The organism is Pantoea sp. XAF26B01_ASV70 (genome assembly GCF_054512635.1).
In genome coordinates, this window is record NZ_CM137251.1 from 3,999,982 (window position 1) to 4,024,162 (window position 24,181).

23 protein-coding genes are annotated in these 24,181 nt (G+C 56.5%); 6 read left to right on the plus strand and 17 right to left on the minus strand.

Annotation, left to right across the window (positions count from 1 at the left end; translation table 11 throughout):
- Positions 1–139 precede the first annotated feature (139 nt).
- Both metR and ACX8ZY_RS18885 read left to right on the plus strand, forming a co-directional pair.
- Positions 140–1,066, plus strand: coding sequence for an HTH-type transcriptional regulator MetR (gene metR, locus ACX8ZY_RS18880; RefSeq protein ID WP_003854400.1), 927 nt, complete (start codon positions 140–142; stop codon positions 1,064–1,066).
- 83 nt (positions 1,067–1,149) lie between these two features.
- Complete coding sequence (locus ACX8ZY_RS18885; RefSeq protein ID WP_010257278.1) at positions 1,150–1,629, plus strand: YehS family protein; 480 nt, start codon at positions 1,150–1,152, stop codon at positions 1,627–1,629.
- A 511-nt stretch (positions 1,630–2,140) separates the two neighbouring features.
- Here ACX8ZY_RS18885 and ACX8ZY_RS18890 read toward each other — a convergent pair.
- Positions 2,141–3,004, minus strand: a complete 864-nt coding sequence (locus tag ACX8ZY_RS18890; protein WP_033759474.1) for a carboxylate/amino acid/amine transporter — start codon at positions 3,002–3,004, stop codon at positions 2,141–2,143.
- Positions 3,005–3,378: 374 nt separating this feature from the next.
- On the opposite strand from ACX8ZY_RS18890, the gene glpT reads away from it, so the two are divergent.
- A complete protein-coding gene (glpT, locus tag ACX8ZY_RS18895; protein ID WP_010257284.1) occupies positions 3,379–4,719 on the plus strand; it encodes a glycerol-3-phosphate transporter in 1,341 nt (446 codons plus the stop codon).
- 49 nt (positions 4,720–4,768) lie between these two features.
- Here the strand turns inward: glpT and yigL are convergent, their stop codons facing one another.
- Entirely contained in the window at positions 4,769–5,569 is an 801-nt protein-coding gene (yigL, locus tag ACX8ZY_RS18900; RefSeq protein ID WP_010257286.1) for a sugar/pyridoxal phosphate phosphatase YigL, read from the minus strand.
- A gap of 52 nt (positions 5,570–5,621) precedes the next feature.
- Positions 5,622–6,614, minus strand: a complete 993-nt coding sequence (gene pldB / locus ACX8ZY_RS18905) for a lysophospholipase L2 (protein WP_010257288.1) — start codon at positions 6,612–6,614, stop codon at positions 5,622–5,624.
- A gap of 112 nt (positions 6,615–6,726) precedes the next feature.
- Between pldB and rhtB the strand changes: the two genes are divergently transcribed.
- Positions 6,727–7,350, plus strand: a complete 624-nt coding sequence (rhtB, locus tag ACX8ZY_RS18910; RefSeq protein ID WP_010257290.1) for a homoserine/homoserine lactone efflux protein — start codon at positions 6,727–6,729, stop codon at positions 7,348–7,350.
- A gap of 53 nt (positions 7,351–7,403) precedes the next feature.
- On the opposite strand, the gene ACX8ZY_RS18915 is transcribed toward rhtB, so the two are convergent.
- The 4 genes from ACX8ZY_RS18915 to pldA form a co-directional block, all read right to left on the minus strand.
- Positions 7,404–8,213, minus strand: coding sequence for a DUF1460 domain-containing protein (locus tag ACX8ZY_RS18915; protein WP_052271837.1), 810 nt, complete (start codon positions 8,211–8,213; stop codon positions 7,404–7,406).
- A 223-nt stretch (positions 8,214–8,436) separates the two neighbouring features.
- The gene (gene rhtC / locus ACX8ZY_RS18920) at positions 8,437–9,060 is read right to left on the minus strand and encodes a threonine export protein RhtC (protein WP_010257296.1); all 624 of its coding nucleotides are present in this window, start codon (positions 9,058–9,060) and stop codon (positions 8,437–8,439) included.
- Positions 9,061–9,072: 12 nt separating this feature from the next.
- Complete coding sequence (gene recQ / locus ACX8ZY_RS18925; RefSeq protein WP_010257299.1) at positions 9,073–10,902, minus strand: ATP-dependent DNA helicase RecQ; 1,830 nt, start codon at positions 10,900–10,902, stop codon at positions 9,073–9,075.
- Positions 10,903–10,926: 24 nt separating this feature from the next.
- Positions 10,927–11,805 (minus strand): phospholipase A, encoded by an 879-nt coding sequence (gene pldA / locus ACX8ZY_RS18930; RefSeq protein WP_010257301.1) that lies wholly within the window; start codon positions 11,803–11,805, stop codon positions 10,927–10,929.
- 194 nt (positions 11,806–11,999) lie between these two features.
- On the opposite strand from pldA, the gene ACX8ZY_RS18935 reads away from it, so the two are divergent.
- Positions 12,000–12,470 carry a thioesterase family protein gene (locus ACX8ZY_RS18935; RefSeq protein WP_010257304.1) on the plus strand — a complete coding sequence of 157 codons (471 nt, stop codon included), beginning with the start codon at positions 12,000–12,002 and terminating at the stop codon, positions 12,468–12,470.
- A gap of 23 nt (positions 12,471–12,493) precedes the next feature.
- Complete coding sequence (rarD, locus tag ACX8ZY_RS18940) at positions 12,494–13,393, plus strand: EamA family transporter RarD (RefSeq protein ID WP_010257306.1); 900 nt, start codon at positions 12,494–12,496, stop codon at positions 13,391–13,393.
- Here rarD and ACX8ZY_RS18945 read toward each other — a convergent pair.
- The 10 genes from ACX8ZY_RS18945 to ACX8ZY_RS18990 form a co-directional block, all read right to left on the minus strand.
- Positions 13,364–14,416, minus strand: coding sequence for an AbrB family transcriptional regulator (locus ACX8ZY_RS18945; RefSeq protein ID WP_045140893.1), 1,053 nt, complete (start codon positions 14,414–14,416; stop codon positions 13,364–13,366). The genes rarD and ACX8ZY_RS18945 overlap by 30 nt on opposite strands.
- Before the next feature lie 97 nt (positions 14,417–14,513).
- The gene (gene corA, locus ACX8ZY_RS18950; protein WP_003854370.1) at positions 14,514–15,467 is read right to left on the minus strand and encodes a magnesium/cobalt transporter CorA; all 954 of its coding nucleotides are present in this window, start codon (positions 15,465–15,467) and stop codon (positions 14,514–14,516) included.
- A 176-nt stretch (positions 15,468–15,643) separates the two neighbouring features.
- Entirely contained in the window at positions 15,644–15,700 is a 57-nt protein-coding gene (gene ysgD, locus ACX8ZY_RS18955) for a YsgD/CorL family protein (protein WP_353748370.1), read from the minus strand.
- Positions 15,701–15,767: 67 nt separating this feature from the next.
- On the minus strand, positions 15,768–17,930 hold the full coding sequence (gene uvrD, locus ACX8ZY_RS18960) for a DNA helicase II (RefSeq protein ID WP_010257313.1): 2,163 nt from the start codon (positions 17,928–17,930) through the stop codon (positions 15,768–15,770).
- 155 nt (positions 17,931–18,085) lie between these two features.
- Positions 18,086–18,802: a 5-amino-6-(5-phospho-D-ribitylamino)uracil phosphatase YigB gene (gene yigB, locus ACX8ZY_RS18965; protein ID WP_033785783.1), complete on the minus strand. Its 717-nt coding sequence runs from the start codon at positions 18,800–18,802 to the stop codon at positions 18,086–18,088.
- Positions 18,799–19,704: a tyrosine recombinase XerC gene (xerC, locus tag ACX8ZY_RS18970; protein WP_010671674.1), complete on the minus strand. Its 906-nt coding sequence runs from the start codon at positions 19,702–19,704 to the stop codon at positions 18,799–18,801. Before xerC ends, yigB begins: the two co-directional genes overlap by 4 nt.
- Positions 19,701–20,405, minus strand: coding sequence for a DUF484 domain-containing protein (locus tag ACX8ZY_RS18975; protein ID WP_010257324.1), 705 nt, complete (start codon positions 20,403–20,405; stop codon positions 19,701–19,703). Before ACX8ZY_RS18975 ends, xerC begins: the two co-directional genes overlap by 4 nt.
- Positions 20,402–21,226, minus strand: a complete 825-nt coding sequence (gene dapF, locus ACX8ZY_RS18980; RefSeq protein WP_031292612.1) for a diaminopimelate epimerase — start codon at positions 21,224–21,226, stop codon at positions 20,402–20,404. The genes ACX8ZY_RS18975 and dapF overlap by 4 nt, the downstream gene beginning before the upstream one ends.
- Before the next feature lie 28 nt (positions 21,227–21,254).
- Positions 21,255–21,455: an LPS translocon maturation chaperone LptM gene (lptM, locus tag ACX8ZY_RS18985; RefSeq protein WP_010257328.1), complete on the minus strand. Its 201-nt coding sequence runs from the start codon at positions 21,453–21,455 to the stop codon at positions 21,255–21,257.
- Between the two features lie 147 nt (positions 21,456–21,602).
- Positions 21,603–24,161: a class I adenylate cyclase gene (locus ACX8ZY_RS18990; RefSeq protein WP_010257330.1), complete on the minus strand. Its 2,559-nt coding sequence runs from the start codon at positions 24,159–24,161 to the stop codon at positions 21,603–21,605.
- Positions 24,162–24,181 lie beyond the last annotated feature (20 nt).

Here is a 24,181-nt window from a genome sequence, read left to right on the forward strand (position 1 = left end):
GTTCTCCAGATAATCTTTCACTTTGGCTGAAATGGGCAGCCAAAGATGTTTAGCCGTCCAGATGTTTACACTGCTATACTCTGCGGGTACTGTATATTGCTCAAGCGCAATATGTTCATTTTCGATGTGAAGGACTCTCATGATCGAACTCAAGCACCTGCGGACGCTTCAGGCTCTGCGCAATACGGGCTCGCTGGCGGCGGCGGCGGCCCAGCTTCATCAGACGCAATCGGCGTTGTCTCATCAGTTCAGCGATCTGGAGCAGCGGCTGGGATTCCGCCTGTTCGTGCGTAAAAGTCAGCCGCTGCGCTTTACGCCGCAGGGCGATATTCTGCTGCAGCTGGCAGAGCAGGTGCTGCCGCAGATTCAGCAGGCATTGCAGGCCTGCCATGAGCCGCATCAGACCACGCTGCGGGTGGCGATAGAGTGTCATAGCTGCATCCAGTGGCTGACTCCCGCGCTGGATAAATTCCGCCAGAGCTGGCCGCAGGTGGTGATGGATTTCAAATCGGGCGTGACCTTTGATCCTCAACCCGCCCTGCAACAGGGTGAGCTGGATGTGGTGCTGACCTCCGATATCCTGGCGCGCTCGGGTCTGTTCTACTCCCCGATGTTTGATTATGAAGTGCGGCTGGTGCTGGCAACGGATCACCCGCTGGCGCAGGTTGAGCAGATTTCGCCGGAAGATCTAGCCGATGAGGTGTTGATGATCTATCCGGTGCAGCGTCAGCGTCTGGATATCTGGCGTCACTTCCTGCAGCCCGCAGGCGTCAGTCCGGCACTGAAAAGTGTGGATAACACCCTGCTGATGATTCAGATGGTCTCGGCACGTATGGGGATTGCCGCGCTGCCGCACTGGGTGGTGGAGAGTTTTGAGAAGCAGGGTCTGGTGGTCACCCGCACGCTGGGCGATGGCCTGTGGAGCCGTCTTTATGCGGCCGTGCGCGAAGGGGAGCAACGTCAGCCGGTGCTGGAAGCGTTTATCCGCTTTGCCCGTCAGCACGCCTGTGAGCATCTGCCTTTTGTGCGCGACGCCGCGCTGCCCGGTGCGGTGTTGCAGCGATAATCTGGCGGGCACAAACCTGCGCGAAGGCGGGCAAAATCCCCTATAATGCGCAGCCTGTCGACTGACCACGAGAAGATTTCACCATGACTAACAATGATATTCTGCGCAGCGTGCGCTATATGCTCAACCTGAGCGATGCCAAAATGGTGGAGATTTTTGCGCTGGCGCAATGTGACGTGCCGCTGGCGGATATTCAGGCGTGGCTGAAAAAAGATGACGATGCTGCGTTCCGTCCCTGCCCCGATGTGCTGATGGGTTATTTCCTGAATGGCCTGATCTTCTACCGTCGCGGCAAAAGTGAAGATGCGCCCGCGCCGTCGATTGAGCGCAAGATGACCAATAACATCTTCATGAGAAAGCTGCGTATCGCTTTTGATCTGAAAACCACCGACATTCCTGATGTACTGAAACGCGTGAATTTTACCGTTTCACAGGCTGAGATTGGTGCGATTTTCCGCAAACCTGATCATAAGAACTATCGCGAATGCGGCGATCAGATTCTGCGTAACTTCCTGAAAGGGCTGGCGATGATTCAGCGTCCTAAGAGTGAAAAGCCTGCTTAACGTCTGTGGCTGATCGCTTCGGGTACCTGCGTGGTCAGAAGTGGCGCATCTGATCGCAAAGAAAGCCTGCATCCATGCAGCACGGCCTCGCCATCCCTGGCTCGGACGCTTTGCTCCTCAGTTGCGCCACCTCTTCCCTTAAGCTTCTTCATGGCTTTTTAATTAGCAACACCAGGCCAGCCCTGGGGAGTGAAAGCGGGTCATCGGTAGAGCCTTCGTCGCAGGGGAAAAAAGCGCCGGGAGCATTTCTGGACCATCCTGGAAGATTCCTTCGCGATCGCACACGCCAGCTCCATCGCGAATGCTCTACGTTTCAGCGCTCCATCCCCTCCTTCATATTCGCTCTGAGCCCCTGGTTCAACTGCGATGATGCTGTTAAGTCTCCAGGGCTGGCGCGTCTGAAGAGCGAAGCGTCCGGGCCAGGGATGGCCCGGCCGATCCACAGGGATGTGAGATTCCTTCGCGATCGGACGCGCCAGCCCGGGAGGCCGCTCCCATGCAACAGCCCTGTTTATGATCGGTCACCGCGCCCCACCACCCAGCGCTTATGCACCCACAGCGAGGCGAGGATCACCATTGCGCCCGCTATAAAGCTTGGCCAGTGCGGTTTCTCCTGCCAGATAGCCAGATTCACCAGCAGCCCGGCAGGAACGTGCATGTTATTCATAATGCCCAGCGTGCCGGCATCGACCTGGGTCGCACCATAATTCCACATAAAATAGCCGAGACCGGAAGCCGCAATGCCCAGCCAGACCAGAATGCCCCACTGCAATGAGGTGGTCGGCAACTTCTGCGGATTGCCCCAGGCACACCAGGCGATCACCGCAATCAACACCGCACCCAGATAGAACCAGGAGAAGGCCGTGTGCTGCGGCATCGGGCGGGTCTCCTGCAGACGCTTATAGCCCACCATTCCCGCCGCAAAGCAGATATTTGCCAGTTGCACTAACAGCAGACCAAACCAGAAATGATCGCTGACTTTGTCATAGCGAATAATGGCCGCACCTGCCACAGCCAGCAGTGCACTGAAGATATAACCCATGCGCAGTGGACGACGGCTGATCAGATCGTAAATCAGCGTCACATAAAGCGGCGTCATCACCGTGAACAGCAGGAATTCCGACACGCTAAGGTAGAGATAGGCTTCGAAACTCAGCAGATACATCACGCCCAGCTGCAGCATCCCGACCAGCATGTAAAGCAACAGCGTTGAAGGGCGATGACCACGCCAGCGCAGGAAAGGTAAAAATACCAGCGCAGCCAGCGCCAGTCGCATCAGTACAGAGAACCAGCTGTCCACCTGCCCGGCAAGGTATTCGCCAATCAGACTGAACGAAAAGGCCCACAGAATGGTGGTAATAATCAATAAAAACACGGTGACGACCCCGAAATTAACAGGCCGTCAGTGTAAACAATGTGCTGCCATCAGGCTGTGAAATCTGGTTGACATCTGATTACAAACCAGGCGATCAGAATAGCCATCGGAAAAGGGCTTTCGCTTCCTGACATAACTGTCTGCATAAAGATCTTTCAGCCAGATAAAATGCGCGAAATGATCCATCGCATGATCACTTCCGCTCCAGAATGTAATAAAAGTGTAACAAATGTGTCATTCATCACAGTAACGTTGCGCAACTAACACTATTCTTTGCGCGAAATGGAACATTCTGCGTCCATTTTCTTCTGCTCTTTTCCTGCCCCAACCTGCTGGGAATTAAAAACCATAATGTGCCCTGGAGGGCCTCACTGATGCTGAGCATTTTTAAACCTGCACCACGTCAGCCGCAGGTGGCGGAGGATCACGTTGATCCGCTCTACCGTCGTCTGCGCTGGCAAATTTTCATCGGGATCTTCTTTGGTTACGCCGCCTACTATCTGGTCAGAAAAAACTTCGCACTCGCCATGCCCTACCTGGTAGAGCAGGGTTTTTCACGTGGCGATCTCGGTTTTGCCTTATCCGGCATATCCATCGCCTACGGCTTTTCAAAATTCATCATGGGATCGGTCTCTGACCGCTCAAACCCGCGCGTCTTCTTACCGGCAGGCCTGATTCTGGCTGCGACAGTGATGCTGATCATGGGATTCGTTCCCTGGGCCACCTCCAGCATTATGGTGATGTTCGTGCTGCTGTTTATCTGCGGCTGGTTCCAGGGCATGGGCTGGCCACCTTGTGGACGTACCATGGTTCACTGGTGGTCGCAGAAAGAGCGCGGCAGGATCGTTTCGGTCTGGAACTGCGCCCATAATGTCGGCGGCGGTATTCCGCCTCTGCTGTTCCTGCTCGGTATGGCGTGGTTCAACGACTGGAAAGCGGCACTCTATATGCCGGCGTTTGGCGCCATCGCCATTGCGATTCTGGCCTTTGCGCTGATGCGTGATACGCCGCAATCCTGTGGTCTGCCACCGATTGAAGAGTACAAAAACGACTATCCGCCCGACTATGATGCCAGCCACGAAGAGGAGCTGACGGCTAAACAGATCTTCATGAAATATGTGCTGCCGAACAAGCTGCTGTGGTACATCGCGCTGGCCAACGTGTTTGTTTATCTGCTGCGCTACGGCATTCTCGACTGGTCGCCGACCTATCTCAGAGAAGTAAAACACTTCACGCTGGATAAATCGTCGTGGGCTTACTTCCTGTATGAGTATGCGGGGATCCCCGGAACGCTGCTGTGCGGCTGGATGTCGGACAAAGTGTTCCGCGGTAATCGCGGTGCGACCGGGGTGTTCTTTATGACGCTGGTAACCATCGCGACCGTGATCTACTGGCTTAACCCGGCGGGCAATCCTGGCGTCGATATGGCCTGCATGATTGTGATTGGCTTCCTGATCTACGGTCCGGTGATGCTGATTGGTCTGCACGCGCTGGAGCTGGCCCCGAAAAAAGCGGCGGGGACGGCGGCGGGCTTCACCGGCCTGTTCGGCTATCTGGGTGGATCGGTGGCGGCCAGCGCCATTGTCGGTTACACCGTCGATTACTTCGGCTGGGACGGCGGCTTCATGGTGATGATTGCTGGCTGTGTGCTGGCGGTTATCCTGCTGTTACTGACCATGGTCAGCGAACACAAACACAAAAAGACCCCTGCCTGACGGCAATAAAAAAAGGGCTGGATATCCGGCCCTTTTTTACGCTGGCGGCTTAAGCAAGATAGAGCGTGCGCAGCGTCTGCGGCACGGCATCATCGGCATTTGAACCGATCACATCCAGCTCCGGCAGCGTATCTTTCAACCGCTGATGGGCGTTCTGCATGATAAAGCCCTTACCCGCCATGCTCAGCATCTCCACATCGTTCATGCCGTCGCCAAAGGCGATACAGCTTTCCAGTGAATGGCCCAGCGTTTTCGCGACCGCTTCCAGCGCATGCCCTTTCGACACGCCGCCCGCCATCACTTCCAGACAGGTAGGCAGTGAGAAACTGACGTTAACCCGATCGCCCCAGCGCGCTTCAATCGCCTGTTCCATCGGGATCAGATGCTCGGGATTTTCGCAGGTGAAAAAGACCTTGCTGATATTATCGGTTGGCAGCAGACCCGGCTCATAGACCTGATAGTTGAACACCGACTCGCGGAAATAGTCCTGCTCAGCCGGGCTTGAGCGGCTGACAAACCACTCATCGTCGCGGTAAACGTGGGTCAGGATATCGCTGTGATGATATTGCAGGCCAAACAGATCGCTGGCGATATCCTCATCCAGATTATGACTGAACACCAGTTCGCCCTCTGCGTTGTGCACGCGCGCGCCGTTTGAGGTGATCATATAGGCCGGAATCGCCAGGCTGTCGCGCATCTGTCCGACATCGATATGATGACGGCCGGTGGCGAATATAAAGTGAATATCTTTCGCGACCAGCTGCTGCAGCGTTTCACGCGCAAAAGGGGTCAGACGATGTTCGGGAGAAAGCAGCGTGCCATCCAGATCGGATGCAACGATGTGATACATGAAAACCTCGGGTATCTGGTTCTGCCGGCCTTAACCGGTCGGATAAATAACGTCAGTGGTGCGAGGAAAAGAAGTCGACCACTGCATTGAGTGCTTCGGCGCGCATCTCATCCTTTTCAAACAGGATCTCATGACGCGCACCGTCGATCACCCGTGGCTTATTGCCCTCACACGGATGACCCGCCGCTGCCATCGCGGCACAAAAAAGGTCCTGCGAACGATTGTCGACCACCCGATCATCGCTGGCCTGTAACAGTAGCAGTGGTGTGGTGATCTTATCGACCTGACTGATGATGTTGCGACCTGCATGGATGCCTTCACGTACCCAATGGTAGGTTGGCCCGCCAACGCGAATCGCCGGATCGTCCGCATAAAAGCGCAGATTTCGCCGGTAACGCTCGGTGCTGTGCGTCAGCCGGTTAATGCCAAACGGATGCGCACGCCAGCGGCCGGTGCCGAGCGCATAGCCATCGCGCATCGCCGGACGCTTCTCCGCCCAGTCCAGGATCCGATGGGCCAGAAAAGAGGGCAACGGTAAAGCAATGCCAAACATCGGCGCCACCAGCGCGACCGCATGAAACGCCTGCGGCTGACGCGCCAGAAACAGCGTTAAGATTGCGCCGCCCATGGAGTGAGCCAGCGCATAGCGCTGCTGGTAGTGACCGCTGATAATCTCTTTCAGATAGAGCGTTTCAAGGTCGTCGACATAATGGGTAAATTCCGCCACGTGACCGCGGTGTGAATCTTCCAGCAGGCGATCGGAACGCCCCTGACCGCGATGGTCAAGGATCACCACATCAAATCCGCAGTGAAACAGATCGTACGCCAGCTCAGGATATTTTATGTAACTCTCGATGCGTCCCGGCACAATCAGGATCACACGCTTGTGTTGCGGTGATGTGAAGCGGACGTAGCGCAGCGTCAGATTACCCACGCCGGTAAACTCAAGCTCTTCGCGGCTGTGCCAGAAATCGAGCAGTGGCCCGGTAGCGAAGGCAGCAAAGGCTTTTTCTCGTCGCAGCCAGCTGGCTTTGTGTTGATTCATTCGCCCTCCTGATGACCGGATAAAGAGTCCTGAATGCCATGCGCAGGCCGTAGCGCCGCGCTTATTTCTGGCGTATTGTGTCACAATTCCGCTACTAAAGAGAGCCTGACCCATGACCATCGAATGGTGGCTGACCTATCTGCTTACCACTACAATTCTCAGCCTGTCGCCCGGTTCCGGCGCAATCAACACCATGAGTACCGGTATCAGCCACGGCTATCGCGGCACGGTGGCCTCTATCTCCGGTTTGCAGGTCGGCCTGGCGCTGCATATCGTGCTGGTCGGCATCGGTCTGGGCGCGCTGTTTTCTCAGTCGCTGCTGGCGTTTGAGATTCTGAAATGGGCCGGTGCGGCCTATCTGGTCTGGCTGGGTATTCAGCAGTGGCGCTCAGCGGGTGGCATTGATCTGGATGCAGTCGCCAGAGCGATGCCGCGTCGTCGCCTGTTCAAACGCGCCGTGCTGGTTAACCTGACCAACCCGAAAAGTATCGTCTTTCTCGCCGCCCTGTTCCCGCAATTTATTCAGCCGCATCAGCCGCTATTTATGCAGTATCTGGTGCTGGGCGTCACCACCGTTGTGGTCGATATCATCGTGATGATTGGCTACGCCACGCTGGCAACGCGGATTGCGGGCTGGATTAAGGGACCAAAACAGATGAAGTTAATGAACCGCATTTTTGGCGGGCTGTTTATGGCAGTAGGCGCGCTGCTGGCCAGCGCCAGAAAAATCGCTTAACGTCTGACGCGCCGAATTCGGCGCGAAAGATTATCCCTTCTTCCCTGGCCCCGCTACGGCGCTGTCAGTGGAACCGCACGCAACACAATGATGCCCGGCTTCGAACGCATATATTCCCTGAACGGCGCATCGACAACTTTTCGATTAACGGCCAGCGAAGAGGCGTTCCTGAACCACAAGCGGCCATCATGCCGGACAGCAATCCCCACATGCGTAACATCCAGGCTCTGACTGGTGGCGTAAACCCCCACGTAATCGCCGGTCTGAATCTGGTTCAGCACCTGCGGTGTGATCGCCCGGGCCGGAATGTAAGTGACAGGACGTGCAATCACACCCAGACCGGGCACCTGTTCTGCTCCGCTGGCCTGACGATTCAGGTGCTTCACCACCGTCACCGTATCCGGGCTAAGAGTGCGGGTCACGTCATCGGCATTGCGCGGGCTATCGGCAAACCAGTCGGAAAAAAAGTGGCGACGATTCCGGTAGCTGACCTCACCGCCAGCGTAGCGGGTCCGAATCAGGTTAGCCTCAAAGCTGGCACGATCGTGGCTGCGGCTCAGCGCCTGCACGTAATCAAGCAGCGTGTAACAATCCACACCGTTGAAATTGATCACCAGCGCTTCCGGACGCGTGGGAGAACCGATCAGCGTATCCGCTTCATAGGGTGTCCCGAGAAACGTCGCAGAGATCCGGCTAATCCTTTCGCCCTGCGTCTGATCGACATCGGGCAGCGTCTGCATCAGGATCGAGGTGACCTCATCGGTCTGGCCCGGCTCTGGCGCAGGGTTGCGGGCGGCATCCGGCGAGGCGCAGGCGCTGATACAGGCCGTCATCAACACCAGTAATATGAACTTCACTCTCATCATCCTCTCCATAAACGTTGCGCCTGCTTCCCGACTTTAATGGAGATATGGATATGAATGATTAATAAAGAGTGACGATTTATCTGCGGTTGCAACAGCAAAACTCCCTGAGCCCTGGAATGTGACATCCGTCACACAAGCAAACTCTCTGGAGGAAGCGACAGCAAGGGAGGTTTCTGCCGGAGGCGCAACGCGCACGCCGGCATAAGGGCTGAAACGGTGTTTAACGCGAAAGAATCAGGTGGATACCAAAACCGGCAAACAGTACGCCGGCCATGCCATCGACCCATTTCGCCAGTCGCTGATACTTGGCGCGGATCCACGGCAGCGCAAAAATCGCCGCCACCAGGGTAAACCAGGCAAAAGTTTCACCGACAATCAGCAGGAACAGACCCCAGCGCTCCGCCGAACCGACATCGTCGCCAACAAATAGCGAGAAGACGCTGCCGAAGTAGATAATGGCTTTAGGATTCGACAGGTTCGTCAGCAGGCCTTTGAGAAAGCTCATGCCGCGTTTCGGCAACGCAACCACCGGCTCATCCTGCTGCGGCTGTTTATGACGCTGACGTGCCGAGCACATCAGCTGCCAGCCCATCCACAACAGATAAAGTCCACCGCCGACCATGATGATCTGATGCAGCCAGGCCATTTTTTCCAGAATCAGATGCAGCCCCATCAGCGCCACACCCGCCCAGACCACAATGCCCAGCGTAATGCCCAGTACACCCATCATCGCCTCTTTGCGCGAGCGGCTGGCGGCAGTCTGTGACACGAAAAAGAAATCGGGGCCGGGGCTCATCAGCGCCACCAGATGCACCAGCGCCACAGTGGCGAATAACATCAGCATAATCAGTGTCCTTTACTCTTCATCATCAAGATGCTCTTTGATCATCACCAGGAAAGGTTTGCCAAAGCGCTCCAGTTTGCGGTGACCCACGCCGTTGACGCTGAGCATCTCGGACGCGCTGACCGGCATCTGTTCTGCCATCTCTATCAGTGTGGCGTCATTGAACACCACGTAAGGCGGAATATTCTCTTCATCGGCGATCGCTTTTCGCAGCTTACGCAGCTTGGCGAACAGTTTGCGATCGTAGTTGCCACCGTGAAACTTCGCCGGACTGCTGCTTTTTGTTTTTGCGGTGATTAAACGCGGCACCGCCAGCATCAGTGGCACTTCACCACGCAGCACCGGCCGCGCCGCTTCGGTGAGCTGCAGAGCCGAATGCATAGCGATGTTCTGCGTCACCAGCCCCAGATGGATTAGCTGACGTAACACGCTCACCCAATGTTCGTGGCTCTGATCTTTGCCCAGTCCATAGACCGGCAGTTTGTCATGGCCCTGCTCTCGGATACGCTGATTGTTGGACCCGCGCAGCACCTCAACGATATAGCCCATACCAAAACGCTGACCCACGCGGTAGATGCCGGAGAGCGCTTTTTGCGCTTCAACCAGGCCGTCATACCGTTTAGGTGGGTCGAGACAGATATCGCAGTTATCGCACGGCTGCTGGCGGCCCTCGCCAAAATAGTTCAGCAATACCAGACGGCGGCAGGTCTGCGCTTCAGCAAACGCGCCCATGGCGTTGAGTTTGTGTCGCTCAATATCCTGCAGCGGTCCGGGCACTTTCTCTTCCAGACATTTACGCAGCCAGGCCATATCGGCCGGGTCGTAAAGCATCATCGCTTCGGCAGGCAGACCATCACGTCCGGCTCGCCCGGTTTCCTGATAATAGGACTCGATGTTGCGCGGGATATCGAAGTGGACCACAAAACGGACGTTGGGCTTGTTGATGCCCATGCCAAAGGCCACCGTCGCCACCACGATTTGCAGATCGTCACGCTGAAACGCTTCCTGCACCCGGCCACGCTGCTCGCTGTCGATACCGGCGTGGTATGCCCCGACGCTGAACCCCCGGCTTTGCAGTCGCGCGGCGGTGTCTTCCACCTTCGCCCGGCTGTTGCAGTAGATAATGCCGCACTTGCCGCGCTGATCCTGAACGTAACGCAGCAGCTGATCGGTGGGTTTAAATTTCTCCACCAGCGTGTAGCGAATATTGGGGCGGTCAAAGCTGCTGATCTGGATCAGCGGATCCTGCATATGCAGCAGGTTAACGATGTCGTTGCGGGTGGTTTCATCCGCGGTCGCGGTCAGCGCCATTACCGGTAATTCCGGGAAGCGCTGACGCATCTTGCCGAGTGCGCCATATTCCGGACGGAAATCGTGGCCCCACTGGGAAATACAGTGCGCTTCATCCACCGCCAGCATCGCCGGTTGCCAGTGCGCCAGACTGTCCAGGAAGTTATCCATCATCAGACGTTCCGGGGCGATGTAGAGCAGCTTAACCCGACCGGTTCGGCAGTCGGCCATCACCGTCTGCTGCTGATCGCGCGTCATGGTGGAGTTGAGATACGCCGCCGCCACGCCGTTCGCCAGCAGCTGATCGACCTGATCTTTCATCAGCGAGATCAGCGGCGACACCACCAGCGTCAGCCCCTCGCGCACCAGCGCAGGGATCTGATAACAGAGCGATTTACCACCGCCGGTGGGCATCACCACCAGACAATCGCGCCCGCTCAGCGCCTCATTGATGATCGTCTGCTGACCGGGACGAAAATGCTGGTAGCCGAAGGTATCCTGCAATACCTGCTGCGCCAGCGCTTCCTGATTAAGAACTGCCGAGGTTGCCACGCGATTCCTGTCTTTCGTTATGGATTAGAACAAGTCGTTAAGTGTTACACCCACACCCAGACGCGTCTGGCGATGGTTGTAATCGATCAGTGATTCACCGTAACCGCTAAACACCTGAGTATAGAAGCGAACGTGCTCAGTGATAGGGTAGCTCCAGCCCAGGGTCGCGCCGCCATAACCGCTGTTCCAGTTATAGTTGCCCTCTACGCTGAAGATATTGTCGCCGAGCTTATAGCCCAGACGGGTGCGGTAGTAACCCATGTATTTGGTGATATCGGGATTATCATCGCTGTTCGCCCCTTCAGGGATACGATACCAGGGTTTGATTTCCGCCAGGAAGTTACCATTCTCTGCCATCAGACGCGCATAGACGCGGTTCCAGCTGCGCGAGGTGGGATCGCTTCGTCCATTGGATTGGTGATTCAGACCCACTTCGACATCACGCAGTGTCCAGCCCGCCAGCGAATAGTCGGTCGCCCAGCCCAGGAAAATCTGCGGCTCATAGTTGGTCTCACGGAATGGCGATGACTCAGCGCTATTCGACAGCTGCCACCAGGAACGCTGGGTGTAAGAGGCTGCCAGCACCGAGTTGTCGCCCAGAATACCGCGCCACAGCGGAAACGCCAGGCTGAGCTGGAATTTCACTTCATCTTTGCGGGCATTCTCTCCCCAGTTATAGGAGGAGATCGCCTCTTTATTGAGGTCGCTGGTATAGGTATAAAGCAGATAGTTGTTCTCGTAAGGATAGAGAACAAACGGGTTATCATGCTTCTCCAGCAGGTTAGCAATAATGCTGCCCTGAACCTGTGGCGCGTCATGAACCTCTTTAATATGGGCTTCATCCGCCTGCGCCAGCGCAGGAAATATCAACATTGCCGCCAGCAAGGCGCGATGCTTACGCATAAAATTCTCCGGTGAGCAGCTGCGTATCAAAGTAACTGAAAGGGTGTCGTAAAAAGCAGGCCATTCTACACGCAAATGGCAGTGAGCATGAGTGCTGATTTCTTAAACTGGAAACACCCTCGCAGGCGGCATAGAATACACAACTCATTCATGTTCCGCGCCCCTCTGGCCCGATTTTTTCAGGACACATCATCATGTCATCACCCGTGCTGACACAGCAGGACGCTCGCCAGCTGGTCGGCGAAATTTTCGTTTATCACATGCCGTTTAATCAGGCGCTGGGCCTGGAACTGATGCGCCTTGACGCAGACTACGCAGAGATCAGCTTCAATAACAAAACCATGCTGGTGGGCAACCAGGCGCAGCAGATTCTGCACGGCGGCGTTATCGCGTCGGTACTGGATGTGGCGGCGGGCATGGTCTGCGTCAGTAATGCGTTAACCCGTCAGGAAAGCATCAGCGAAGCGGATCTGCGCCAGCGTCTGTCACGCATGGGTACCATTGATATGCGCGTCGACTATCTGCGTCCCGGACGCGGCGAACGCTTCACCGCCACCAGCAGCCTGCTGCGCGCCGGTAACAAAGTCGCCGTGGCGCGCGTGGAACTGCACAATCAACAGGGCGATTATATCGCCACGGCTACCGCCACCTATCTTATCGGCTAACCACGCCATTGAATGGAACGCATATGGATACGCAACAAACCCGACAGGGCGTTGGCTTTGCACTGGGCGCTTACTTTATCTGGGGCATTGCGCCCGCTTATTTCAAACTGGTAAAGCAGGTTCCCGCCACGGAAATCATGACGCACCGGGTGATCTGGTCTGCACTGTTTATGCTGTTACTGATTACCCTGAGCCGCAGCTGGCCCGGCGTTCGCAGCGTGTTGCGCCAGCCTAAAAAAGTGCTGCTGCTGGCGCTGACGGCCGTGACTATCGGCGGCAACTGGCTGCTGTTTATCTGGGCAGTCAACAATCAGCATATGCTGGAAGCCAGCCTGGGCTACTTTATTAACCCGCTGATCAACGTGGTGTTCGGCATGCTGTTTTTGCGCGAACGGTTTCGCCGTCTGCAGTGGCTCGCCGTGCTGCTGGCCACCGTCGGTGTGCTGGTGCAGCTGTGGCAGTTTGGCTCGTTACCGATTATCGCGCTGGGCCTGGCGCTGAGCTTCGCCCTGTATGGCCTGGTGCGCAAAAAGATTCAGGTCGATGCGCAGAGCGGCATGCTGATTGAAACCCTGTGGCTGTTTCCACTGGCGGCGATTTACCTGTTTGGTTTTGCCGACAGCGCCACCAGCCACTTATCCGCCAACCCACTGAGTCTCAACCTGAAGCTGATAGCGGCGGGCATTGTAACCACCATTCCGCTGATGCTGTTTGCGGCAGCCTGCAGCCGTCTGCGACTTTCCACCGTAGGCTTCTTTCAGTATCTCGGCCCGACGCTGATGTTTGTGCTGGCGGTCGCGTTTTACGGTGAGACCATCACGCCAGACAAGATGGTGACCTTTGGCTTCATCTGGCTGGCGCTGCTGGTATTTGTCTGCGATGCGGTGGCGTTTTCATTCCGTTCCCGTTCGCGCATAGCGTGAAATAAAGCGCGCTAAAGCCGGGCCGGTCAGCAGGATGGTAAACAGACGCAACGTCTGCAACGCCATCACAAACGCCATGTTGACCTGGGTTCCTGCCGCAATGATCGCCACCGTGTCCAGCCCGCCTGGACTGGTGGCGAGATAGGCCGTCATCAGATCGATATCCAGCATTCGCGTCAGCATCCACGCCAGCCCGCCACACAACAGCATCAGCCCGAAGATCGAGGCCAGCATCTGCGGCAGCGTGCGCAGTGCCAGCAGAAAAATCGGGCGGGTGAAACGTAATCCCACGCTCCAGCCAATCAGTGCATAGGCCACGGCCAGCAGCCATTCCGGCACCTGTAACACCGCGATGTCGCTACTGTGCAGTGCCGCACCCGCCAGCGCAGGCAGCAGCAGCGCGCCAGAAGGAATGCGCAGTCGTGTGCCCAGCCACGCGCCTGTCAGCATCACCACCAGGGTGACAACAAAGCCATGATTCAGCGGTGGAAACCAGAGCAGCGAGACGCTGTGCGCCTCATCACCCAGCCCGATGCGCGCCACCAGTGCGGCCGCCGAGGCGACAAACAGCACCCGCAGATATTGCATAAATGCGACCAGCCGCACGTCAGCGCCAAAGTCACCCGCCATCGCCACCATGGCCGATGCACCGCCCGGCGACGATCCCCATGCGCCGGTCGGGCCAGGCAGATGACTGAAGCGCACCAGCAGAAAACCTGACAGGCCGCTGGCCGCCAGCGTCAGCAGCAGCACCGTCAGCACGATCGGCCAGTCCTGAATCAGCGGTGCCAGAATCGAAGGCGACAGACTCTGCGCAATCATGCAGCCCAGTACGGCCTGAGCGAGCAGGAACAGCCGTTTATCAATTCGCAGCGTGGCACCCGACAGCCCCATCACTACACCCACAATCATCGGTCCCAGTAACAGCGCAGCGGGCACATGAAAATAGTGCAGCACCGCGCCAAGCAATACCGAGATCAGCAGCAGCAGCGTCCACTGCGCGCGCAACGAAAAAGCGTCCATAAGAAGTTAATAATTTGTAAAAACAGGAGGGTAAGATTACGCAGAAATGGGGACAGGAGCCAGCAGAACGGGCCATCTCAGATGGCCCGTTCTTATTTTAAAGCCAGTTTTTACGCTTGAAATAGAGATAAGGCGCCAGTCCGGCCAGAATCATCAGGCCGATCGCGGCCGGATAACCAAAGCTCCACTTCAGTTCCGGCATAAACTCAAAGTTCATCCCATAGCTGGAGGCCACCAGCGTCGGCGGCAGAAACACCACGGAGACCACCGAGAAGATCTTGATGATGCGGTTCTGCTCGATGTTGATGAAACCCATCGCCGCCTGCATCAGGAAGTTGACCTTCTGGAACAGTGATTCGTTATGCGGCAGCAGCGATTCGATATCGCGCAGAATTTCACGCGCCTGCTCCAGCTGATTGCCCGGCAAACGTGCTTTGCGTACCAGGAAGTTCAGGGCGCGCTGGGTATCCATCAGACAGAGACGCACCTTCCAGCCGATATCTTCCAGTTCCGCTAATCGCGACAGCGCCTGATCGTACTCTTCGCCCTGCTGACCTTCCATGATCACCCGGCTGAGTTTCTCCAGTGCGCTGTAGATGTTCTCGATTTCGTCCGCCAGCTGCTCGATTTTGGTTTCAAACAGGTCGAGCAGCAGCTCAAAGGCATTGCCGTCGATCAGGGTCTGATTACGGGCGCGCATGCGATAGAGACGGAACGCAGGCAGCTCACGTTCGCGCAGCGTGTAGAGACGACCTTCACGGATGGTGAACGCCACGGTGGAGTTACCGGCGTGATCGTCAGCATCTTCATAGAAGAAGAAGGAGTGGATATGCAGACCATCTTCATCTTCGAAGAAGCGTGCCGAGGCCTCGATATCCTCCAGCTCAGGCCGTGTTGCCAGACTCTGGCCTAGCTCAGATTGCACGCGATCACGTTCGCCCTCTTCCGGCTCGATCAGATCGACCCAGACAGAGGTCGTCAGTTTGTCGTTTTCGTCTTCCAGCTCCAGTCGCGTCAGGCGGCTGTGATCCAGTTTAAATGCGCTCAGCATAGCAATACTCCCCATTGCAGACTAAATGGGACAAGGCAGTCCGCCGTTCCTCAACATGGAACGGGCAGCCTGAACACGGAAACAGAGTTTCAGAGATAAATCAGTGCTGACTCGCGACGGAATCAAAAAGGGAGGTCGCTGATAACCGCTAAGGCTACCCGCGTAAAGAGGTAGCCTTAGATGTTATTCCTGGAATCCAGGTCATTGAGCCAGCATCGACTGGGCGTGTCCAAGGCATTGTCCTCTCATGATAATAGTGGGCGCATGTTACGCTGAGACGAAAAAGCCGTCAACCGCACGCTAAAGCGTTTCAAGCTTCGCGTAAGCCGCCACCAGCCACTTGATTCCCTGCCCCTGAAACGCCACCTGAAGACGGCTATGCTCGCCGCTGCCTTCCAGATTAATGATGGTGCCTTCGCCAAATTTTGCATGATGAACACGCTGACCCAGCGCGAATCCACTGTCATTTTTGGTCACCGGGGCACCCATCCGCTGATGGTTTACCGGACGGCTGACGCTGGCGCGCAGACGCACTTCTTCTATGCACGCTTCGGGCAGTTCGCCGATAAAACGGGACGGCCGGTGATACACTTCCTTACCATAGAGTCGGCGGGTTTCGGCGTAGGTCAGCGTCAGCTTGAGCATCGCACGGGTCACGCCGACATAAGCCAGACGACGTTCCTCCTCCAGCCGGCCACCCTCATCCAGTGACATCTGGCTCGGGAACATGCCCTCTTCCATGCCGACGATAAACACCTGGCTGAACTCCAGCCCTTTTGCCGAGTGGAGCGTCATCAGCTGAACCGCATCCTGCCATTTGTCTGCCTGGCCTTCGCCCGCTTCCAGCGCGGCGTGGGATAAAAAGGCCTGCAGTGGCATCAGATCTTCATCTTCATCCTGATAGCTGAACTGCCGCGTAGCGGTCACCAGCTCCTCAAGGTTTTCGATACGCGCCTGACCCTTCTCACCTTTTTCCTGCTCATACATCAGCCACAGGCCAGAGTCTTTGATGACCCGGTCAGTCTGAACATGCAGCGGTAACTCGGCGGTTTCGGTTGCCAGTGAATCAACCAGTTCACAGAAGCGTTGCAGCGCAGACGCGGCCCGGCCAGCCAGCGCACGGCTTTGCAGCAGTTCACGCGTTGCCTGCCACAGCGTCATCTGACGTTCACGGGCCGTCTGACGCACCACGTCGAGCGTGCGATCGCCCACGCCGCGCGTCGGGGTATTCACCACGCGTTCAAATGCCGCGTCGTCATTGCGGTTCGCCATCAGACGCAGATAGGAGAGCGCATCTTTGATCTCCTGACGTTCGAAGAAGCGCATGCCGCCATAAATACGGTACGGCATGCTGCTCTGCAGCAATGCCTCTTCCAGCACACGCGACTGGGCGTTGCTGCGATAGAGAATGGCGCAGTCGTTAAGCGCGCCGCCGTTCTCCATCCAGACTTTGATGCGGTTAACCACGAAGCGTGCTTCATCCAGCTCATTAAAGGCGCAGTAGATCGAGATCGGTTCGCCATCGCTGCCTTCGGTCCACAGCTCTTTACCCAGGCGACCATTGTTGTTAGCGATCAGGGCGTTGGCGGCTTTCAGGATGTTATTGGTTGAGCGGTAGTTCTGCTCCAGACGGATCGTTTCCGCGCCGGGGAAATCCTGCAGAAAGCGCTGAATATTCTCGACCTGTGCGCCGCGCCAGCCGTAGATCGACTGGTCATCATCGCCCACGATGATCACCCGGCCACTGTCGCCCGCCAGCATCCGAATCCAGGCATACTGAATGTTGTTGGTATCCTGGAACTCATCCACCAGCACGTTGGTAAAGCGTTCGCGGTAGTGATTAAGAATGTGTGGCTTGTTGAGCCATAACTCATGGGCGCGCAGCAACAGCTCGGCAAAGTCGACTAAACCGGCGCGATCACAGGCTTCCTGATAGGCCTGATAGATGCGCAGCCAGGTCTGCTCAATCGGATTGCCGTAGCTTTCGATATGCTTTGGTCGCAGGCCTTCATCTTTTTTGCCATTGATGTACCACATGCCCTGACGCGCAGGCCACTGTTTGTCATCAAGGTTCATTGATTTGATCAGGCGCTTGAGCAGACGTAGCTGATCTTCGCTGTCGAGGATCTGAAAATCCTGTGGCAGACCGGCGTCAAGATGGTGGGCGCGCAGTAAGCGGTGCGCCAGACCGTGGAAGGTTCCGATCCACATTCCGCCCTGACTGGTGCCGATCAGATGCTCGATACGGTGACGCATCTCCGCTGCCGCTTTGTTGGTAAAGGTCACCGCCATAATCGAATAGGGCGAGCAGTTCTCCACCGACATCAGCCAGGCAATGCGATGCACCAGCACCCGCGTTTTACCACTGCCCGCGCCTGCCAGCACCAGCAGGTTACTGCGCGGTGCCGCAACGGCAGCGCGCTGATTGTCATTCAAACCATCGAGCAGTTCAGAAACGTCCATAAGCACCGATTACCAAAGAAAAAAACGCCGTCGTCACACTGATTATTCCGCCTGCCGTAAGGCATTATCGCTGCCAGTCAGGCGGCGCCACAGACGCCGGATAAGGGACGGCGGCAAAACAGAAAAGAGGAGACGACTGGATAAATTTACAGCCATTATAGCAGTGAGGTGAGTGATGCCAACCGCGAAATTTCGACGTGCGGCAACAGGCGCGCATCAGGGATATGCATCAGGTTGCCCTGCCGCAGGTTAATCCAGCAGGCCTGCAGCCCGCAGCGCAGTGAGCCCGCCACGTCGGTGGTCAGGTCATCACCCACGTGCAGAATATGGTGTGGCGCGATATCAAGGCGTTGCGCGGCAAGCTGATACATATCCTGCCACGGCTTGGCGCGCCCGTCTGGCCCGGCCCGCAGCGTGAAGCGGAAGTATTCTGCAATGCCCATTTTCTCCGGGCAGGCGTTGCCGTTGGTGACCGCCACCAGCGGGATTTTCTCCGCCAGGGCTTTCAGCGTCTGGTGCGTCTCATCCGGCATCTCGACCTGACTCCGCCACTGATGGAAGACCGCCATCACTTCTGCCGCACCCGCGGAGGCTTCAGCGGCAGAGAGGCCGATATTCAGCATCGCCAGCTCAACCGAACGGCGTCGCCACTCCGAAACATCATGATAGATATCAGGTTCGCGCTGCAGCAGCTCATCGCGCAACTGCTGATAATCCTGCGGCGTGAAGTCACGCAGCGCCGGATGAAAAGCCTGTAACGCGGCATGGGACTCCAGGGTGGTACGACGGATGACCGGGTAGTTATCGTAGAGAGTGTCATCAAGGTCGAAGGTCATGGCTTTTATGGCCGACAGCGGACGATAAAACTTCATTCGTTCTTTCCTCGTTTGGCGCGGGGATGCGCAGCGTCATACACCGAAGCCAGATGCTGGAAATCGAGATGGGTATAGATCTGGGTCGTCGACAGGTTTGCATGGCCCAGCAACTCCTGCACGGCGCGCAGGTCACCACTGGATTCCAGCAGATGCGTGGCAAATGAGTGTCGTAGCTTATGCGGATGGATATGGCTGGCCACGCCCTGTCGGATGCCCCATTCGGCAAAGCGTTTCTGCACGTTGCGTGGCGAGATGCGGTTGCCGCGCGTCGAAAGAAACAGCGCATCATCCTGGCCGCCAAAGGTTTCACGCAGCGGCAGCCAGTGCTGGATCCAGGCGACCGCCGTGCGACCAATCGGTATCCGGCGCTCTTTGCTGCCCTTACCGACTACCCACACTTCGCCTGAATCGAGATCGACGTGGCGACAATCCATATTCACCAGTTCAGAGAGACGCAAACCGCCGCCATACATCACTTCCAGCATCGCCCGATCGCGCACCGCCAGCGGATCGCTAAGGTCGATCTCCAGCAGCTGGTTTACTTCATCAACATCAATGTTTTTAGGCAGATGGCGCGCTTTACGCGGCGTCATCACCCCTTTGGCCGGGTTGGCAGAAAGCAAACCCTGGCTCACCTGCCAGTCGAGAAAACTGCGCAGGGCGGAGAGCCGCAGCGCGAGGCTGCTGGCGGCCAGTCCGGCGCGACGGCTGCGCGCCGCCATGCTGCGCACCTGCGCCGGTTCCAGCTGTGCCCAGCTGCTGAGCTTCATCTCATCAGCAATCGCCACCAGCGCGGCAAGCTGTCGCGCATAGCTGCTCTGGGTTAACGGACTGAGCTGGCGCTCCACTTTCAGGTAGCGCAGAAATCCGTCGACGGCCTCCTGCAGCGCGCTGCTCATGCGCGTTCAACCCAGCGGGAGAGCAGATCAGGCATCATCTGCGACAGATGCTGCAACAGCAGTGTCCCCATGCCCGATTGATAGTGCTGGCTGTCACGACTGCTGAACACCAGCACGCCGAGATCGCCCTCCTCACCCATTAGCGACATGGCAACCGACCCGATCGCTTTGGCCTGCGGCAACAGCAGCAGCAGTTCCGGCCCATTAATGTTGCCAAGATAGTGATGCTGGTTACCGAAGCGCTGAATACGCAGCGGTTCAAACGCCTGACGCGAGAGGCTCAGCTGAAAGAAATCGGAGGGCGCGCCCAGCAGCCATTTATCACTGAACAGCCGCACATTGGCACCCGCCAGGCCCAGCTCACGCGCCCAGCGATGCAGACGGTTGAGCATATCCTGCAGCGAGTCAGCCGCGGCCAGATGGCTCTCCAGCGACAGCAGACGATCAAACAGTTCGTGGTTAGCGCTGGCCTGCTCCATCAGCAGCGTGATCTCTTCTTCCAGCCGCTGAATATGGTTGCGTTGCCGCGCCATATGCCATTCGACCAGCGAGACGCTGCCACGCACCGGATGCGGCACGGCCATCTGTTCAACTGCACGGGCATTGCGGATAAAGAAATCGGGATTCTGCCGCAGATAATCACTGACGGCCTGATCGTCCAGCAGAACCGAACTGTCAGCCTGCTCTTCGATATTTTTCATAGATGAATAAACCCATCGTAGACGTGTGTCGCAGGCCCGGTCATATAGAGCGGCTGACCGGCGCCTTTCCAGGTGATGTGCAGCGTTCCGCCAGGCAGGTCGACACGCACTTTGGCTGCCAGAATGCCCTGCTGAATGCCACATGCAACGGCAGCACAGGCGCCGCTGCCGCACGCCTGCGTTTCACCCGCTCCGCGTTCGTAGACGCGCAGGCGGATATGTTCGGGATTGATGATCTCCATAAAACCGACATTGACGCGATCCGGGAAGCGTTCATGACTCTCCAGAATCGGACCCAGCAGTTCAACCTGCGCGGTTTTGACACTTTCGACCTGGATAACGCAGTGCGGGTTGCCCATCGACACCGCACCCAGCATCACCGTCTGTTCGGCCACGCGCAGCAGATAGAGATTTTCGGCCTTGTTGGCGCGGAACGGCACCTGCTGAGGCTCAAAGTTTGGCTCGCCCATGTTCACGCGCACCTGGTCGTCAGGCGTGACGGTCAACACCATGCGGCCATTCTGCGTACTGACCCGGATGTCACTTTTGTTGGTCAGCCCTTTCAGCTGAACAAAGCGGGCAAAGCAGCGCGCACCGTTGCCGCACTGTGCGACTTCACTGCCGTCAGCGTTGAAAATGCGATAGTGGAAATCGAGATCGGGATCGTAAGGCGGTTCAACAATCAGCAGTTGATCAAAACCGATCCCCAGATGACGATCGGCCAGCCGGCGGATCAATTCCGGCGAAAAGAAGACGTTTTGTGTCACCGCATCCACAACCATAAAATCGTTGCCGAGACCGTGCATTTTGGAGAACTGCATTTTTTGCTCCGCCGGATAAGCCATCAGATTAGTTCGCTTTTACGCCTGAATTGCCGGTAACCAGCCCGCCGACATCGGCTTTAGAGGCATCCGCTTTCTGGCGGTCGGTTGGGGCTTGTTGTTTCTTCGGCTGATCCTTCGGCGGGAAGTAGAGCGGTCCTTTCAGACCACAACCTGCAAGGCTGATTACTGCCAGTGTCATGGCCAACAGGCTTATTACTTTCTTCATTCTTTATGCTCTTCATGTCCTTTACCTGGATGCTTATCATCGCAGTTGAAGGTGGAAAAGCAACAGGAAATGCCCGCAAATAGCGTGAAGCGGGTGACAAGCCGGGAAGATAGCGGCCACCTGCAGAGCGCAGGCAGCCCGTCAGCATCAGTGCACCTGATAGCGTGGCTGATAGTCGCTGTTGTCGTTGTCAGGCTGCGAGGTACACAGCTGCGTCAGCGTCTGGCTACGGAACGGAATCACCTGGAATCGCTCACCGGTGTTCACAATCTGGTAGAACTGCGGCAGGTTGAAGTTGATAAAGCTCGAACCATAGGTAAAGCGATCGTGCGATGAGGAGTAGAACCGGCTGACATCGCGCACCAGCTCCTCTTTACTGCCTTCACAGTGATGATAGACCTCAACCCGATTGGTCTCATCGAGGATGTAGATATTGAAGCCGCGCTCATCAGTGGTGTTTTCAAAGAAGAACTGAATAATGCCTTCGCTGGCATACCCATTGACCACCGGTGGCAGCGGCGTCTGATTCGTTTCGACTTTGATCGACAGCCCGTGCAGCTTGTTGTTGGAGATCGCGCCATAAAACTCAACCGCGTTTTCCAGCTTCTGCACCGAAACGCTCATGCGTTCAAAGAACAGGCCCCAGGTCTCGCCCGCCATACGCAGCGCTTTAAAGCGACCCGGCTCCTGACGTGTGCTGGAGAGGCGCAACTCAATGCATTCTGAGACCAGTTGCTGTACCCGCGTCCGAATCAGACCGCGCAGATGCTGGCTGTAGCAGAACACTTCCACCGTATCGGGCGGTGCAGCATCCTGATGCATCTTGCCGAGAATGGTTTTCAGCCCTTCGATCATCGCCTGTTCGCCGCTGAAGTGCAGCGTACGCACCTCATTCCAGGAGTTGCGATAAAGCAGATCGATGCTGCCAATCAGGCACTGCTGCTGCTGACCAAAACTAAAGACATCCAGCTTACGGAAGTCGAAGTGCACCACCTGATTGCGGAAGGCCGCCGTCGGATCGTGTTCAAGGTTAACAATAATCGCAAGGTGCCGGATTTCGCACGGACTGTAGAGCGCTTTTGGCGTCGGCGAAGGCAGACGCAGCGGGAAGTGGCTGGAAACATCGTTAACCAGCTCCTGCAGACGCGCCAGATCGCAAACCTCATTGCCTTTAATATGCAGCCGGGTTTTACGGGTCAGCAGTCCATTGAACCACGCCCACGCCACCAGCTTGTTCAGGTAGCGGTTATATTCCAGCGGTTGATGGCTGATAATCGAATCCATGTCCGGCGCCTGGTTATAGAGATACCAGCCGGAACGGTTGGCGCGGCCAGGCGGCACATGAATAAAGGTCAGATTGGGTTCGGAGAGATCGGGCGAAATCTGCGGATTCACCAGCGTCACTTTGCCCGGCAGCGCTTCAAACGCAGCATACAGTTTACGGGTCAACACACCGATATCCTGCGGGCTGGCGCTGACGCTTAAGTTATTGCGGCGGGCAAAGCGGATCAGGTTGCGATAACTCTGCATCATCGCATCCAGCAATTCATTATGGGCTTCGCGCACCCGCTCGATTTTCCACTCAGCGCGGTTGTCCAGAATGGCAATCTTCTCTTCGTTCCAGCCCCACTCTTTGACCAGCTGCGATAAAATTTCGCGACGCCAGCCGGTGCGGTGCTGATGATCTTCGGTGCTGAGCTTTTCACACACTTTGAGGTAGAAGCAGCGACGCACCAGGTCAAGACGCGGCTGATCGTCAACGCTGGTCAGATAGTGCGTAACGCGCTCCAGCATCATGCAGTAAGGATCAAGCCCGAAGCAGATGATTTCACCGTCATGCAGGCGCTGTTTAATATCCATCGCCAGCAGTTGCGTATTCGGGTATTCCCAGCTGTACGCTTCCAGCAGCAGCGTTTTCAGTACGGCTTTATACGGGGAGTCGATGCTTTTATAAAGCTGCCACAGGCTGGCGCCGAAATACTCTTCCGCCGACAGCGTGCCGAGGCCGCCAAGATCGAGCCACTCATTAGGGGTCAGCACGCCTTTGGCGTAGAGCGACATTACGTAGTCGTCGTAATTGTGCTCTTCTTCGCCCGGCACCATATTCCACAGGATCCGTTTACCCGCCATACGAACTGCCGTACGGTAGAACTCATCCAGCAGTAAAATGTGTTGTGTTGAACCGCAATCTTCACCGCCCAGACTGCCGCTTTCGTTGTGGCGGAAGCGGTTTTCATCAATCAGAAAGAAACTCACCTCTACGCCCATCGAAACGCACCACTTCTGCAGCAGCGTACATTTGCGCTGCAGATTCAGACGCTCTTCATTATCGAGCCAGGATTGATGGCAGACCCAGATATCGAGATCCGAGACGCTGTTCTGGCCGACAGATGAGGTGCTGCCCATAGAATAGATAGCCGTGATCGGCATTTCGCCTTTCGGCGCATCGGCATGACGCAGATCGCTGTCGCCGGTGAGATCGGCCAGCAGCTGACGCTGATTTTCATCAGGCGTGAAGAAGCTGATGCCATGTGGAACGCTACCTTCAAGGTAACCCGGCATCTGCGGATGTTGATAATGTAATAAGGTTGGCAGCAGACTGTAGACGCGCTGAAAAGCGGGTCCCATAGCAGCCAGCGCACGATCAACGCGCAGCTGGTTAATTGCATCCAGTCTCTGTTTCAGTGTCTCAATGTAGAGGTACAAGACGTTTCGCCTGATTGTCC

Coding starts and splice junctions, on each gene's coding strand:
- ACX8ZY_RS18945 (WP_045140893.1), bottom strand. CDS start 14,416: ATGGACGCTTTTTCGTTGCGCGCGCAGTGGACGCTGCTGCTGCTGATC.
- rhtC (WP_010257296.1), bottom strand. CDS start 9,060: ATGCTGATGTTATTCGCCACTGTGGCGCTGGTGCATCTGGTGGCGCTG.
- ACX8ZY_RS18915 (WP_052271837.1), bottom strand. CDS start 8,213: ATGAGAGTGAAGTTCATATTACTGGTGTTGATGACGGCCTGTATCAGC.
- ACX8ZY_RS18935 (WP_010257304.1), top strand. CDS start 12,000: ATGTCATCACCCGTGCTGACACAGCAGGACGCTCGCCAGCTGGTCGGC.
- uvrD (WP_010257313.1), bottom strand. CDS start 17,930: ATGGACGTTTCTGAACTGCTCGATGGTTTGAATGACAATCAGCGCGCT.
- xerC (WP_010671674.1), bottom strand. CDS start 19,704: ATGAGCAGCGCGCTGCAGGAGGCCGTCGACGGATTTCTGCGCTACCTG.
- ACX8ZY_RS18885 (WP_010257278.1), top strand. CDS start 1,150: ATGACTAACAATGATATTCTGCGCAGCGTGCGCTATATGCTCAACCTG.
- glpT (WP_010257284.1), top strand. CDS start 3,379: ATGCTGAGCATTTTTAAACCTGCACCACGTCAGCCGCAGGTGGCGGAG.
- dapF (WP_031292612.1), bottom strand. CDS start 21,226: ATGCAGTTCTCCAAAATGCACGGTCTCGGCAACGATTTTATGGTTGTG.
- corA (WP_003854370.1), bottom strand. CDS start 15,467: ATGCTGAGCGCATTTAAACTGGATCACAGCCGCCTGACGCGACTGGAG.
- rarD (WP_010257306.1), top strand. CDS start 12,494: ATGGATACGCAACAAACCCGACAGGGCGTTGGCTTTGCACTGGGCGCT.
- lptM (WP_010257328.1), bottom strand. CDS start 21,455: ATGAAGAAAGTAATAAGCCTGTTGGCCATGACACTGGCAGTAATCAGC.
- yigL (WP_010257286.1), bottom strand. CDS start 5,569: ATGTATCACATCGTTGCATCCGATCTGGATGGCACGCTGCTTTCTCCC.
- pldA (WP_010257301.1), bottom strand. CDS start 11,805: ATGCGTAAGCATCGCGCCTTGCTGGCGGCAATGTTGATATTTCCTGCG.
- ACX8ZY_RS18975 (WP_010257324.1), bottom strand. CDS start 20,405: ATGAAAAATATCGAAGAGCAGGCTGACAGTTCGGTTCTGCTGGACGAT.
- pldB (WP_010257288.1), bottom strand. CDS start 6,614: ATGAATCAACACAAAGCCAGCTGGCTGCGACGAGAAAAAGCCTTTGCT.
- metR (WP_003854400.1), top strand. CDS start 140: ATGATCGAACTCAAGCACCTGCGGACGCTTCAGGCTCTGCGCAATACG.
- yigB (WP_033785783.1), bottom strand. CDS start 18,802: ATGAAGTTTTATCGTCCGCTGTCGGCCATAAAAGCCATGACCTTCGAC.
- rhtB (WP_010257290.1), top strand. CDS start 6,727: ATGACCATCGAATGGTGGCTGACCTATCTGCTTACCACTACAATTCTC.